Source organism: Mesorhizobium sp. M0037, assembly GCF_040323635.1.
Lineage (GTDB): Bacteria > Pseudomonadota > Alphaproteobacteria > Rhizobiales > Rhizobiaceae > Mesorhizobium.
In genome coordinates this window covers 201,287-214,803 of the sequence record NZ_JAMYVB010000008.1, presented here as the reverse complement: position 1 = coordinate 214,803, position 13,517 = coordinate 201,287, and the positions used below count along the sequence as shown (strand labels likewise).

Annotated in this window: 12 protein-coding genes and 1 tRNA gene; 3 read left to right on the top strand and 10 right to left on the bottom strand. The window is 63.3% G+C overall.

Annotated features, from left to right (window positions below):
* Window positions 1-40 precede the first annotated feature (40 nt).
* Together NKJ78_RS15045 and NKJ78_RS15040 are read left to right on the top strand one after the other, a co-directional pair.
* Window positions 41-1,120: a sensor histidine kinase gene (locus NKJ78_RS15045; protein WP_352460291.1), complete on the top strand. Its 1,080-nt coding sequence runs from the start codon at window positions 41-43 to the stop codon at window positions 1,118-1,120.
* Between the two features lie 39 nt (window positions 1,121-1,159).
* On the top strand, window positions 1,160-1,588 hold the full coding sequence (locus tag NKJ78_RS15040; RefSeq protein ID WP_352460290.1) for a GcrA family cell cycle regulator: 429 nt from the start codon (window positions 1,160-1,162) through the stop codon (window positions 1,586-1,588).
* Window positions 1,589-1,786: 198 nt separating this feature from the next.
* Here the strand turns inward: NKJ78_RS15040 and NKJ78_RS15035 are convergent.
* Window positions 1,787-1,871, bottom strand: a tRNA-Leu gene (locus tag NKJ78_RS15035).
* Between the two features lie 336 nt (window positions 1,872-2,207).
* Between NKJ78_RS15035 and lipB the strand changes: the two genes are divergently transcribed.
* Complete coding sequence (gene lipB, locus NKJ78_RS15030; protein ID WP_023751636.1) at window positions 2,208-2,951, top strand: lipoyl(octanoyl) transferase LipB; 744 nt, start codon at window positions 2,208-2,210, stop codon at window positions 2,949-2,951.
* A 19-nt stretch (window positions 2,952-2,970) separates the two neighbouring features.
* Here lipB and NKJ78_RS15025 read toward each other — a convergent pair whose 3' ends face one another.
* The 9 genes from NKJ78_RS15025 to nuoN form a co-directional block, all read right to left on the bottom strand.
* Window positions 2,971-4,221: a site-2 protease family protein gene (locus NKJ78_RS15025; RefSeq protein WP_352562496.1), complete on the bottom strand. Its 1,251-nt coding sequence runs from the start codon at window positions 4,219-4,221 to the stop codon at window positions 2,971-2,973.
* A 460-nt stretch (window positions 4,222-4,681) separates the two neighbouring features.
* Window positions 4,682-5,365, bottom strand: a complete 684-nt coding sequence (locus NKJ78_RS15020; protein WP_023685211.1) for an ABC transporter ATP-binding protein — start codon at window positions 5,363-5,365, stop codon at window positions 4,682-4,684.
* A complete protein-coding gene (locus NKJ78_RS15015) occupies window positions 5,362-6,600 on the bottom strand; it encodes a lipoprotein-releasing ABC transporter permease subunit (RefSeq protein WP_031244030.1) in 1,239 nt (412 codons plus the stop codon). The genes NKJ78_RS15020 and NKJ78_RS15015 overlap by 4 nt, the downstream gene beginning before the upstream one ends.
* A gap of 104 nt (window positions 6,601-6,704) precedes the next feature.
* Window positions 6,705-8,033 (bottom strand): proline--tRNA ligase, encoded by a 1,329-nt coding sequence (proS, locus tag NKJ78_RS15010; RefSeq protein WP_023751639.1) that lies wholly within the window; start codon window positions 8,031-8,033, stop codon window positions 6,705-6,707.
* Between the two features lie 730 nt (window positions 8,034-8,763).
* Entirely contained in the window at window positions 8,764-9,048 is a 285-nt protein-coding gene (locus NKJ78_RS15005) for a DUF1467 family protein (protein WP_023670803.1), read from the bottom strand.
* Window positions 9,045-9,449 (bottom strand): methylmalonyl-CoA epimerase, encoded by a 405-nt coding sequence (gene mce / locus NKJ78_RS15000; protein WP_352460288.1) that lies wholly within the window; start codon window positions 9,447-9,449, stop codon window positions 9,045-9,047. Before mce ends, NKJ78_RS15005 begins: the two co-directional genes overlap by 4 nt.
* 97 nt (window positions 9,450-9,546) lie before the next feature.
* Entirely contained in the window at window positions 9,547-11,220 is a 1,674-nt protein-coding gene (locus NKJ78_RS14995) for a ribonuclease J (RefSeq protein WP_352562495.1), read from the bottom strand.
* A gap of 32 nt (window positions 11,221-11,252) precedes the next feature.
* A complete protein-coding gene (locus NKJ78_RS14990; protein WP_023670806.1) occupies window positions 11,253-12,074 on the bottom strand; it encodes a biotin--[acetyl-CoA-carboxylase] ligase in 822 nt (273 codons plus the stop codon).
* A 4-nt stretch (window positions 12,075-12,078) separates the two neighbouring features.
* On the bottom strand, window positions 12,079-13,515 hold the full coding sequence (nuoN, locus tag NKJ78_RS14985; protein WP_023830508.1) for an NADH-quinone oxidoreductase subunit NuoN: 1,437 nt from the start codon (window positions 13,513-13,515) through the stop codon (window positions 12,079-12,081).
* Between the last annotated feature and the right edge of the window lie 2 nt (window positions 13,516-13,517).

The window sequence follows — 13,517 nt, the reverse complement described above, 5'->3', positions numbered from 1 at the left end:
CCTGATATTGATGGCTTCCACGCATCACGCAGGCCCCGAGATGACAGACTCCGATAAGGCTGACGCTGTCGAGCAATTGCTCGATACGCCTGACCTCGCCACCGCGCTGGAAAGCGACCAGTTCAAGAAATTTCTCGACCAGATGCCGATCGCGATCGCCGTCTCGGAATTGATCGCGAAGGAGCGTGTCGTCTACGCCAATCCCGAATTCGAGAAGCTCTCGGACCTCAAGGCGCCGAAGCTTGCGCGGGAAAACTGGGCGGCCCTTTCCGGCAGGGGGCTTCATCGGCAGAAGGACAGGTCGCTCGCCGAGGCTGTCGTTGAAGACACCGATTTCGTCGGCACATTTCGCCTCGAGCGCGGCGAGGACAAGCCGGCAATCGTCGACGTTTATTCCAACGTTATCGAGGACGACAACGGCAAGCTCTGCTTCCGGCTGGTGGCGCTTGTCGACGTCACGGCACACGGTGAGACCGAGGACGCGCGACCCGCGGAGGAGCTCATCCGGGAGAAGGACACCCTGTTGCGCGAACTGCAGCACCGGGTGAAAAACAATCTGCAGATGATCACCGCTTTGATCCGGATGGAAACCCGCAACGCCACCGAACCGGACCAGAAGCGTTTCGAAAGGCTTGCCGGCCGGGTAGACGCATTGGCAATCCTCTACCAGACATTGTCGGCTGACCAGCAGAAGGATGAGGTGGATCTTGGCGTGTATCTTAGCCAGATCGCGTCCGCCGTCATGGCGTCGCACGCAGTCGAAGGTATCCGCCTCGACCTTAAGGTGGATACCTATCCGGTATCCATCAACGTTGCCATGCCGACAGGCCTGGTCGTCAATGAGTTGCTGACCAACGCTCTCAAACATGCATTCGTCGGGCGCGATGGCGGCACGATCACGCTGCACAGCGTCGTCAGCGGCGATGGTTGCCGGGTGACTGTCGCCGATGATGGGATCGGTCTGCCGACGGGTGAGACCTGGCCCAGGCCAGGCAAGCTCGGCTCCCTGATCGCGCGGTCGCTGACCGAAAATGCCAAGGCGCAATTCGACGTCAAGTCGAGTGCCGGCGAGGGAACCAGGGTCACCATCGTCTTCAAGCGATCGGCGGCGACGGACTGAGGCTATGCGACGGCGCGCCGGCAAATCCCGGCCGGACAGGTGCTTCGGGCGCTCGCGGGTGTGGCCTTAAGTCGCAAACGATTTGGCTGCAGAAGCGGGGCGCCGGGCTTCTTTGACGGTGCGATCAGCGCCATATGTGGTCCACAGCCCTCCAAAACGAGAGAAGCTCGCTCCGGCGGGTCGCACCGCGGCCGTCAGCCGGCAATGGCTATGAACCAGGAAACTGAAACCATCATGCGTGAAAATATCAGACCAGCGTCTAGAGACGTCCCCCTCATTCAGCTAGGCCTCAACCAGTGCCGCTTCCCGGTGAGCGAAGACCGCTCGGTACCCGGTGGCTACCGTTTTTGTGCCGGGCCGACGTCGCCGGATCGCGTCTACTGCGATCACCACCACACCGTCGTGACGGCCGTTGACCCTCGTCGAGCCCGTCCGGGTCTCCATTTCACGCAACGACGCGCCGCTTAGGTCACCCACATCCCCTGCCCGCCACCGCCAAAGCCGGGACTCGGGTGCAGGAGGCTGGCCGGTGCGAGCCAAGCGGCGTTCGCGTGCGGCTCTGCGACCTCTTGTTGCAACTCTGTTGCGGCCGGTTCAAGCGCCAAAGGCGATGATTTGGCGCCGACGGCCTGAGAAGTCGCAATGATTTCAATGGCCGAAAAATTATGGTGCGGTCGAGAAGACTCGAACTTCCACGGGTTGCCCCACAGCGACCTCAACGCTGCGCGTCTACCAATTCCGCCACGACCGCCCGTGGTAGGAGCCGGAACGAACCGGCTCGCGGCGTGTAGCAAATCGTTTCCGGCGAAACAAGGGCGCGGCGCGCAATAATCGCCGCGAATTGGCATATCGGCCTCTACAGCGCCTCGCGTCCTGTGCGACGCGCAAAGGACGCTGCAGCACTTTGATTTGGCGCATGATCCTTTCCGAAGATCGTTCCTATCTTCGGGGTCGTGCGCGAAGGCCGAAATGCGTGGCGAACTGGACGTTTCAGCCGGATACCGCCATATGAAGGGCAAATGCATTCCGCCCCAAGGCGCAAGGCGATTCGGAAGCCGGCATGCATCACGCGAAAAACGAAAAAGCCATGACCGAACGCAGCCAGATCGCCACGTCGTTCCTGCCCTTGCCCGGGTCAGCGCCGGTCGAATGGCGCATCGAGCCTGGCTTGACCGGCTACACCGATGCGCTGGCCCTGATGGAAGCGCGCGCCGAGGCGATCCGCACGGGTGCGGCCGCCGAGATGGTCTGGCTGGTCGAGCATCCGCCGCTTTACACCGCCGGCACCAGCGCCCGCATCGAGGACCTGATCGACCCCGACCGTTTCCCGGTCTTTGCCGCGGGGCGCGGCGGCGAATACACCTATCACGGGCCGGGGCAGCGGGTTGCCTATGTCATGCTTGACCTGAAGCGCCGGCGTGAGGATGTGCGCGCCTTCGTCGCCGCGCTCGAGCAGTGGATCATCGGCACGCTTGCCGCCTTCAATGTACGCGGCGAACGCCGCGAGGACCGCGTCGGAGTCTGGGTGGTGCGGCCCGAGCGCCCGTCCCTGCCCGACGGCTCGCCGGCTGAAGACAAGATCGCGGCCATCGGCATCCGGCTGCGGCGCTGGGTGAGCTTTCATGGCATTGCCGTCAATGTCGAGCCGGATCTCAGCCATTTCAGCGGCATCGTGCCATGCGGCGTGCCGGATCACGGCGTCACCAGCCTCGTCGACCTCGGCCTGCCCGTGACCATGGCCGATTTCGACCTGGCGCTGAAATCCGCCTTCGAGGATGTTTTCGGGGCAGCGGAGTCAACTTCTGCAGAACCGGCTCGCAAGGCCGGCTGAGTCTCGCCTCGACCAACGCTCAAAGCAACCGCGCCGAGGCCCACAACAGCCCGAAACCGTGAATGGCGAAGACGGCCAGCAGCGCGCCGGCCATGGCGAAACGGTCGAAGATGCGGATCGGCTTCAATTCGTGGCGCGGTTTTACCCCGCTACCCACTGTCATCAGGCTGAGGATGGCAAAGACGGCGCCCGCCACCAGCAGAAAGGTTTGGGAAAAGCCGGCCAGCCAGCCAAGCCACAGCAAGGCCGAGAGCAGGGAAAACGAGGCGAGCGCCAGGGCGACCGGCCCCGGGCAGATCTGGCGCAGTACCTGGCCGCCGTCGAATTTCCAAACCGGCACCAGATTGGCGATGTTGAACAATGCGGCAAAGCCGGCAAGCGTCGCCAGAAGGGCCGCGGCAAGCCGATGTCCCTCGCCGGATGCGAGCCCGCTGGCGACGATCAGCAGCGGAACCAGGAACGCGGAAAAGCCGGCGCCCATCAGCGCCACGAAGGCGACCTCGAAGCGGCTGTCATAAGGCCGGCCACCAATGGCGAGGCCGCCGAGCAGCGGGATAAAGATCATCCGCGCCTTGCGATGACCGGTCAGCCGAAAGGCCGCCATGTGGCCGAGCTCATGCAGGGCGACCACCGAGGTCAGGATCGCGGCCAGCGCCAGGCCGCCGAGATTGAGCCCGAAGAACGGCCACAGGATGAAAGCCGAAAGAACGGCGAAACCGACCTGGCTCAGCGGATGCTCGAACCAACCGCCCTTGCGATATTGTCCGGTCCTCGCCCAGACCTCCAGCTTGCCGAGCTCGCGGCGCATGGCGAAGTAGCGGAACACCAAGAAGGCGACGCCGCGATAGCGATCGGTCTGGCTGAGCGTCACCCGCGTGCCGGCACCTTCCGAGGTGAGTTCAGTGGTCTCATAAAAATCCTTCCAGAACGACGCGTCGAGCGCGGTATCCTCGATGACCCGCATCGAAAAACGACTGCCTTCGACGACGTCCTCGAAGCGCGACCTTCGCTCGATCGGCTGGCCGTCCCGGCCCTCCCAGGACAGCAGGATGCGGGCCGTGCCCTGCCCGTCCAGCGGCTGGGCCGAGAGTATCTCGCCGGACCAGCCGGCATCGCTGCCGAGCGGCCACAGCGCCTGCCAGAGGCGCTGCCGGTCCATTGCGACCACGCGGCTGAGCCTCACCGTGCGCAAACCGAGCGGCGCAGTCATCAGAAGGAAAATCAGTCCGAGATTACCGGCCACGAGAAGGGCCGTCACGATCGGCGACACCTGAGGTTTTTGCTCCCTGTCTTGGCGGGGCAGCCTAGCGTCATGGCGGCAAGAAAGGCTTAACGGCACAGCGCCTTCCTGCCCGCCTAAAACAGTCCGGCGAACCGCAGTTGCATCACATGGCGCCGATCCAGACAGCCATGGAAACCAGAAACGCACTCATGCACACCAACGAAACGACGTCCTGAACAAGATCGCTCATAACTCTCTCCTGTTGTTGATATGTTCGTATTTTGTTCTAACTTTGTTCGAAAGTCAATGAGCGGAAAGCGGCATGCCGACGAATCCTGACAGCCGGTTTGGGCAGGGTTAAGGAAAGGTTGACGGGGTGACGGCAGTGCTGACGCAGGGCGCATCGCATGCCTTTGCGATCGGGACACGCACCAATCACTTCGTGATCCTAGGGCGGAGCAAGGAGCGCAGCGACGCGGCGCAGACCCTAGGATGAGGAAGTTGGGGCCTACAACGGAACGACCTTGCCATCCGCCAACGTCACCCGGCGGTCCATGCGCGAGGCGAGTTCGTGATTGTGGGTCGCGATCAGCGCGGCAAGGCCGGACTGCTTGACCAGCGCGCCAAGCGCCTCGAACACATAGGACGCGGTGACCGGGTCGAGATTGCCGGTCGGCTCGTCGGCGAGCAGCAGCAATGGCGCGTTGGCGACCGCGCGAGCAATGGCGACGCGCTGCTGTTCGCCGCCGGACAGCTCCGACGGACGGTGCGACGCGCGCTTGCCAATCTGCATATAGTCGAGCAGCTGTGCTGCGCGCTCCGACGCCTCCTTGCGCGAAAGCCCCTTGATCAGCTGCGGCATCATGATGTTTTCCAGTGCCGAAAACTCCGGCAGCAGATGATGGAACTGATAGACGAAGCCGACATCGTTGCGGCGGATTGCCGTGCGTTCGTCGTCGGAGAGCCGTCCGCAGGCGCGGCCGGCCAGAATGACGTCACCGGCATCGGGGCGCTCGAGCAGGCCCGCCGTGTGCAGCAGCGTCGACTTGCCGGTGCCCGACGGCGCCACCAGCGCCACCATCTCGCCGCGCTTCAGCGAAAAGTCGGCGCCGTTCAAAATGGTGAGCTTGCGCGGCCCCTGGACATAGTGCCGCTCGACGCTCTTCAGCTCGATAATGATCTCGGACTTCATTCGTATCTCAAGGCCTCGACCGGATCGAGCCGTGCGGCGCGCCATGCCGGAAACACCGTTGCTAGGAAGGACAGGCCGAGCGCCATCAGGATGACATAGGTGGTCTCGCGCGGGTCCATCTTTGCCGGCAGCTGGCTGAGGAAATAGAGCTCCGGGTTGAACAGCACCTTGCCGGTCATCCAGGAGAAGAACTGGCGGATGGATTCGATGTTGGTGCAGATGAGCACCCCGAGCAGCACGCCGGCCAGCGTGCCGGTGACGCCGATCGCAGCACCCGTCATCAGGAAGATGCGCAGGATGGCGCCGCGCGAGGCGCCCATTGTGCGCAGGATGGCGATATCGTGGCCCTTGTCCTTCACCAGCATGATCAGGCCGGAGATGATGTTGAGCGCCGCCACCAGCACGATCAGCGTCAGGATCATGAACATGACGTTGCGCTCGACCTGCAGTGCTGAAAAGAACGTCTCGTTGCGCTGGCGCCAGTCGACCATGTCGATCGGCCGTTGCGCCGCCGCATCCACCAGCGGTTTCAGCGCGTCGACATTATCGGGGTTGTCGACATAGATCTCGATCGTCTGCGCCCTGCCGTCCATGTTGAAATAGAGCTGCGCTTCGGAAAACGGCATGTAGACGATGGAGCTGTCATATTCCGACATGCCGACCTCGAAGATCGCCGCCACCTTGTAGCCCTTCAGCCGCGGCGTCGTGCCCATCGGCGTCACATCGCCGTCCGGCGAGATCAGCGTGATGGTGTCGCCGAGCACAAGGCCGAGATTCTCGGCCATGCGCTTGCCGATGGCGACGCCATCGCCGGAGTCGAAGCCGTCAAGCGTGCCTTGCTTGACGTTTTGGGCGACGATGGCGATCTTGCCGAGGTCTTCGGCCCTGATACCGCGCACCAGCGCGCCCATGCCGCCGCCGACATTGCCTTGCGCCAGGACCTGGCCGTCGATCAGCGGTATCGCGTATTTGACGCCGGCCACGCCGTTGATGCGGGCTGCGACCTTCGCATAGTCCTCAAGCGGCGAATCCAGCGGCTGCACGATCAAATGGCCGTTGACGCCGAGGATGCGGGTCAGAAGTTCGGCTCGAAACCCGTTCATGACAGCCATGACGACGATCAGCGTGGCGACGCCTAGCATGATGCCGAGGAAGGAGATCGAGGCGATGACCGAGATCACCGTCTCCTTGCGGCGCGACCGCAAATAACGCCAGGCGACCATGCGTTCGAACATGGAGAACGGGCCGGCGACCGGAGACTTGGTGACCGGAGACTTGGCGACCGGAGACTTGCCAACCGGAGACTGGGCTACCGAAGACTTCGCTGCCGCGGCTTCGCTCATGCGGTTGCACCGAAGCGTTTCCTGGCCTCCGCGACCGGCAGCGTCTCGCGCTCGCCGGTCCGACGGTTCTTGATCTCGATCTCGCCGGCGGCCACGCCGCGCGGCCCGACGATCACCTGCCAGGGCAGGCCGATCAGGTCGGCGGTGGCGAACTTGCCGCCCGGCCGCTGGTCGGTGTCGTCGTAAAGCACATCCTTGCCGGCGCCGGTGAAGGCGGCGTAGAGCTCGCCGCAAACGCGGTCGCACTCGGCGTCGCCGGCCTTCATGTTGATCAGGCCGATGTCGAACGGCGTCACCGCTTCCGGCCAGATGATGCCGTTGCCGTCATGGCTGGCCTCGATGATCGCCGCCACCAGCCGCGACGGACCGATACCGTAGGAGCCGCCGGAAACGAAATGATCCTTGCCGTCGGGCCCGGTCACCTTGGCGCCCATGGGCTTGGAATATTTGTCGCCGAAATGGAAGATGTGGCCGACCTCGATGCCGCGTGCCGAGACCCGGTCGGCCTCGCTAAGCTTGTCCCAGGCCGCCTCGTCATGCATCTCGTCGGTGGCGGCGTAAGGCGTCGTCCACGTTTTGACGATGTCGGCGATCTCGCCGTCATTGCCGAAGTCGGTTTTCTCGCCGGGCACCTGGAGCGACAGATATTCGCGGTCGCAATAGACCTGGCTCTCGCCGGTGTCGGCCAGGATGATGAATTCATGGCTGAGATCGCCGCCGATCGGCCCGGTGTCGGCCCGCATCGGAATGGCCTGCAGCCCCATGCGCGTGAACGTTCGGAGATAGGATACGAACATGCGGTTATAGGCGGCCTTCGCGCCCTCGAAATCGAGGTCGAAGGAATAGGCATCCTTCATCAGGAACTCGCGCGAGCGCATGACGCCGAAGCGCGGCCGCACCTCGTCGCGGAACTTCCACTGGATGTGGTAGAGGTTGAGCGGCAAATCCTTGTACGACTTGACGTAGGCGCGCACGATCTCGGTGACCACTTCCTCATTGGTCGGACCGTAGAGCATGTCGCGGTCCTGCCGGTCCTTGATGCGCAGCATCTCCTTGCCATAGTCGTCATAGCGGCCGCTTTCGCGCCACAGATCGGCCGACTGGATGGTCGGCATCAGGATTTCCAGAGCGCCGGCGCGGTTCTGCTCCTCGCGGATGATGCGGCAGACCTTGTCGAGCACCAGCTTGCCTAGCGGCAGCCAGGAAAAGCTGCCCTGCCCCTGCTGGCGGATCATGCCGGCACGCAGCATCAGCCGGTGCGAGACGATCTCGGCCTCGCGCGGATTTTCTTTCAGGATGGGCAGGAAAAACTGCGACAAACGCATGGACAGGTCCGTGAGAGAGGAGGCTGCGCCGGAATCGGCGCGGCTGGCTTGCTTGCCCCGGCTTCATAGCTATTTCGTGACGGAATGGAAACCCGACCGGCCGCATCGGTCCGAAATCGCAAAAATCGATTCTTCTTCCAAAGACCTTCGCACCGAAAACGATAATGCTTTTGATGCAAAATGATGACCCTGACTCCGAAGTGCTCACACACGCTTTGCGCGTCCGGGCGACGCGGCACACCTGACCAGATTAAGGCGGCAGCCCGGGTGTTGTTCGTTTCGCAAGCAAAGCCTGCCGCACTATTGTGCACTGCAGCACAGATTGCCCGATTGCGGGCAAAATTCTGCGTGACAATTTCATCAGGGTTAGGCTAGTGTGCCCCGATAACCGAGAGGGTGGAGAAAAATCTGCTCTCCTACGCGGTCAAAGTCTTGGGAGGATGCGATCTAGGCGCGGTTACCCGCTGCCGCCGGAAACCGGAAAACAGATCGGAACGCGTTTAAATTGCAAGGCCTTGTGCCTTGCATTTTTTTTGCCCGATCATCTGGTTAGATCAACCTGTTCCCAAATCACGTGAGCTTGCGTCAGCCTGACACCAAGGCGTGATTCTAATGCGGGTGGGCCATGCCTGGCCGCCTATTGCGCATCGCAGGCTGGCGAGACAAAATCTGAGTTTGGCGCTCCGAAACAGACACAAACATGCCAGCCGATCTGCCGGCGGGAAAGTGGTTAGTTAGCCGGTGCCTGGCTGGCTTCGGGGATGATGTGCGGGACTTCGTCGAGGCTGTAGCCCAGCCCGTGCGTCAGGCTATAGAAAACCCCCATGACGACAGCCGTGACGATGGTGGTGCGGATCACGGCGCGCAGCATATGCGGCCCGCGCGGCGCACTCGCAACCGTGCCCAGCGTCACGTCCTGGTCGTCATCCTGCGTCTTGACGCTGAACGGCAGCACGATGAACAGCATCAGCCACCAGGTGATGAAGAACAGCGCGGCAAACGAAATCCAGCTCATGCCTGCTCCAGTTCGACCAGCGTGCCGAAGAAATCCTTGGGATGCAGGAACAGCACCGGCTTGCCGTGGGCGCCGGTTTTGGGATTGCCGTCGCCCAGCACGCGGGCGCCGCTCGCTTTGAGGTGATCGCGCGCGACAAGGATGTCGTCGACCTCGTAGCAGACATGATGCATGCCACCCGAGGGGTTCTTGTCCAGAAAGGCCGCGATCGGCGACCCCTCGCCCAGCGGCTCCAGGAGTTCGATCTTGGTGTTGCCGACATCGACGAACACCACCGTCACGCCATGCTCGGGCAAAGCCTGCGGCGCAGTCACCCGCGCGCCAAGTGTATCGCGATAGGCCGCAATCGCCGCGGCCAGGTCCGGTACGGCAAGTGCTACATGGTTCAGGCGTCCCAGCATGAAGTGCTCCACAAGTTAAGGGAGTAGGGAATAGGCAGCAGGCAGTAGTGATACATCCGCATTTTTCTCCACTGCCTACCGCCTACTGCCTATTCCCTCACCTCGTCACAAACACCGTCACCAGCGGCTTCTTGCCCCAGGCTTCGTTGGCGGGGCCGCGCACGGCGCGGCGCACCGCTTCCTGCACCAGATCGAGGTCCTTGCGGCGCTGGCGAGGGATCGAGTCAACCGCGCCGACGGCCGCGTCGAGCATCAGATCTTCCATGTTTTCGCCACGGGCATCGGCCTCGGCGACGCCGATGGCGACCAGATCGGGATCGCCGGCGAGCTCATATTTGTCGTCGAGCACGACATTGACCGCGACATGGCCGGCAAAGGATAGCTTGCGCCGGTCGCGTATGCCCATCGCCTGGTCGGTGCCGATCAGCCTGCCGTCCTTGTAGATGCGGCCGAACGGCACCTGGTCGATGATCGTGGCCGGACCCGGCGCCAGCCGCAGCATGTCGCCGTCGCGCACTTGCGCCACCTGGCCGATGCCCGACGTCGACATCAGCGACCCCTGCGCCACCAGATGCGCGGCTTCGCCGTGCACGGGAACGCCGATCTGCGGCCGCACCCATTCATACATCCTGCGCAATTCGCTGCGGCGGGGATGGCCGGAGACATGCACAAGCGCGTCGCCATCCTCGATGATCTTGATGCCGAGGTCGATGAGGCGGTTCTTGATCTCGAGGATCGCCTTCTCGTTGCCGGGAATGGTGCGTGAGGAAAACACCACCGTGTCGCCGGCCGTCAGCGACACCGACTTCATCTCGTCGCGCGACAGTTTTGCCAGCGCTGCCAGCGCCTCGCCCTGGCTGCCGGTGCAGATGATGACCAGGTTCTCGCGCGGGATGAAGCCGAAATCCTCCTCGGCGATGAACTCCGGCAGCCCGTCCATGTAGCCGAGTTCGCCGGCGACATCGATGACCCGCTTCAGCGAGCGGCCGAGCACCAGGCACTGGCGGCCGGCATCGCGCGCCGCCTTGGCGATGGAGACGATGCGTCCGACATTGGAGGAGAAGGTGGTGACGGCGACACGGCCGACAGCGCTCTGGATGACGCCCCTGAGGCCTTCGCCCACCGCCACTTCCGACGGCGATTCGCCTTCGCGCAGCGCATTGGTGGAATCGCAGATCAGCGCCAGCACACCCTTGTCGCCATAGGCGCGAAACCGCGCCTCGTCGGTTTTCGGACCGATCGTCGGTTCCGGATCGATCTTCCAGTCGCCGGTATGGATGACGGTGCCGGCCGGCGAGGTGATCGCCAGCGACATCGGCTCGGGGATCGAGTGCGCCACCGGAATGGCCTCGATCGAGAACGGGCCGACAGTGAATGTTTCGCCTGCCCGGTAGATCGTCACCGGAATTTTCTTCGGCGCGCCCTGCTCGCCCTGCCGCTTGGCGTCCAGCAGTCCGGCGCTGAACGGTGTCATCCACACCGGCGCCTTCAGCTTCGGCCAGATGTCGAGCAGCGCCCCGTAATGGTCTTCATGCGCGTGGGTGATGATGATGCCGCGCAGGCCGGCGAGGTTCTCCTCGATGAAGCGCGTATCGGGCAGGATCAGGTCGACGCCAGGATGCGCCGCATCGGGAAAAGTCACGCCGACATCGACGACGATCCACTCGCGCGCGCTAGGCGGCCCATAGCCGTAAAGGGCGAAGTTCATGCCGATCTCGCCGACGCCGCCGAGCGGCACGAAGACGAGTTCGGCGTTTTGCGCTTTCGCCATCAATTTTCCCTTCCCGGCCCTTGCGACCAGCTCTAAATCTTTGCCGACGCGACGGCGCCGAAATGCACGTCGCCGGCGGCTACCGTCACGACCGACCCCTCATCATCGCGGATCACGAAACGGCAGTCCGCGTCAATGGTCTCGAAGGTACCGCGCACCACATTCCCGTCAATCCTGACAGCAACCTCGCCGCCAAGCCCCGCCGCGCGCGCCAGCCAGCGACGCCGGATGGCGTCGAGCCCGCGTCCGTCATCCCACAGCCGGGCATTGTCGGTCCAGGCATCGGACAGCGCCAAGAACAGCGTTTCGGCGTCGCATGTCGCGCCCAGCGCCTGAAGCGATGTCGCCGGATACGGCAAATCCGGCGGATGCGCCACCACATTGACGCCGATGCCCACCGCCACCGCGAAACGGCCGCCATCGAGAATGGCCGATTCCAGCAGGATGCCGGCCAGCTTGGCGCCGGAGGCAAGCACATCGTTCGGCCATTTCAGCTCGAAGCGGTTCTGCCCCTGGCTGGCGCCGTCGAGGCCGATGGCGATCCTGCCCTTCGGCACCACGGCGTCAAGCGCATCGGCCAGCGACAGGCCGGCGACGAAGCCCAGCGTCGCCGCCAGACGCAACTCACCGCCGGTGATGACCAGCAATGTCGCCGCCAGATTGCCCTCGGGCGATACCCAGGCCCTGCCGCGGCGGCCACGGCCGCTTTCCTGCTTCTTGGAAACGACCCACAATTTGCCGGGATCGCCTGCCCTTGCATGGTCCAGCGCCAGCGTGTTGGTGGAACCCACGCTGTCATGCGCCTCGAGCCGGAACCCTTCCGTCTCAGAGGTTGGAGCCAGCCGAAATGCCATCCGGTCAGAAAAATGTCTTGGCGGCGGCTTCGGCGTAGGTCGCGATCGGACCGCCGATCAGCACATAGAACAGCACGAAAGCGCCGGAGACACCAAGCACGAGGCGCAGCTCAACCGCCATCGGCACGAAGCCACCGGCCGGTTCGTCGAACCACATGATCTTGATGATACGCAGATAGTAGAAAGCGCCCACGACGGAGGCCAGCACGCCGATGATCGCCAGCGCATAGAGGTTGGCGTTGATGGCGGCGAGGAACACGTACCATTTCCCCCAGAAGCCGGCGAGCGGCGGGATGCCGGCCAGCGAGAACATCAAGATGGTCAGGATCGTCGCCATGATCGGATTGGTCGACGACAGACCGGCGAGATCGCTGATCTGCTCGACATTGCCTTCCTTGCGCCGCATGGCGAGGATGAAGGCGAAGGTGCCGAGCGTCATGACGAGATAGATCAGCATGTAGATGGCGACGCCGCGCACGCCGGCCTGGCTGTTGGCGGCAAGGCCGACCAGCGCATACCCCATATGGCCGATCGAGGAGTACGCCATCAGCCGCTTGATGTTGGTCTGGCCGATCGCGGCAAAGGAGCCGAGCGCCATCGAGGCGATCGAGATGAAGACGATGATCTGCTGCCAGTCGGAAGCGATCGGCTTGAAGGCGCCCATGGTGACGCGCACGATCAGCGCCATTGCCGCCATTTTGGGGGCGGCCGCCAGGAAGGCGGTGACCGGCGTCGGCGCGCCCTCGTAAACATCGGGCGTCCACATGTGGAACGGCACCGCCGAAATCTTGAAGGCAAGGCCGGCCAAAACGAAGACCAGGCCGACGACGAGACCCAACTGGCGCTCGCCGCTGCCAAGCGCGGAGGAAATTTCCTGGAAGCCTACATTGCCGGTGTAGCCGTAAATGAGGCTGATTCCGTAAAGCAGCATGCCCGACGACAGCGCGCCGAGCACAAAATACTTCAAACCGGCCTCGGTCGAACGCAGATTGTCGCGATTGATCGCCGCCAGCACGTAAATCGCCAGCGACTGCAGCTCGAGGCCGAGATAGAGCCCGATCATGCCGTTGGCCGAGATCATCAGCATCATACCGAGCGTGCAGAGCAGGATCAGCACCGGGTATTCGAACTTGTCGAAATGCTCCTGCCTGGCGAAGCGCATCGACATCACCAGCGTCACCGCCGAACCGATCAGCGACAGCACCTTCATGAAGCGGGAGAACGGATCCTGGATGAAGGCGTTGCCGTAGGCGCTCCCCTGCCCCGTGGGAAAGATCAGCCATAAGCCTGCGATCACCAGCACGGCGACGGCAAGGCCGGTCACCAGAATGGCAGTGTTGGCGCGCGAATAGGCGCCGACCATCAACAGCGCCAGCGCGCCGATGGCGAGGATCAGCTCCGGCGTCGAGAGCGAAAGGCTGGAGTAAAGGTCCGGCGTCATGG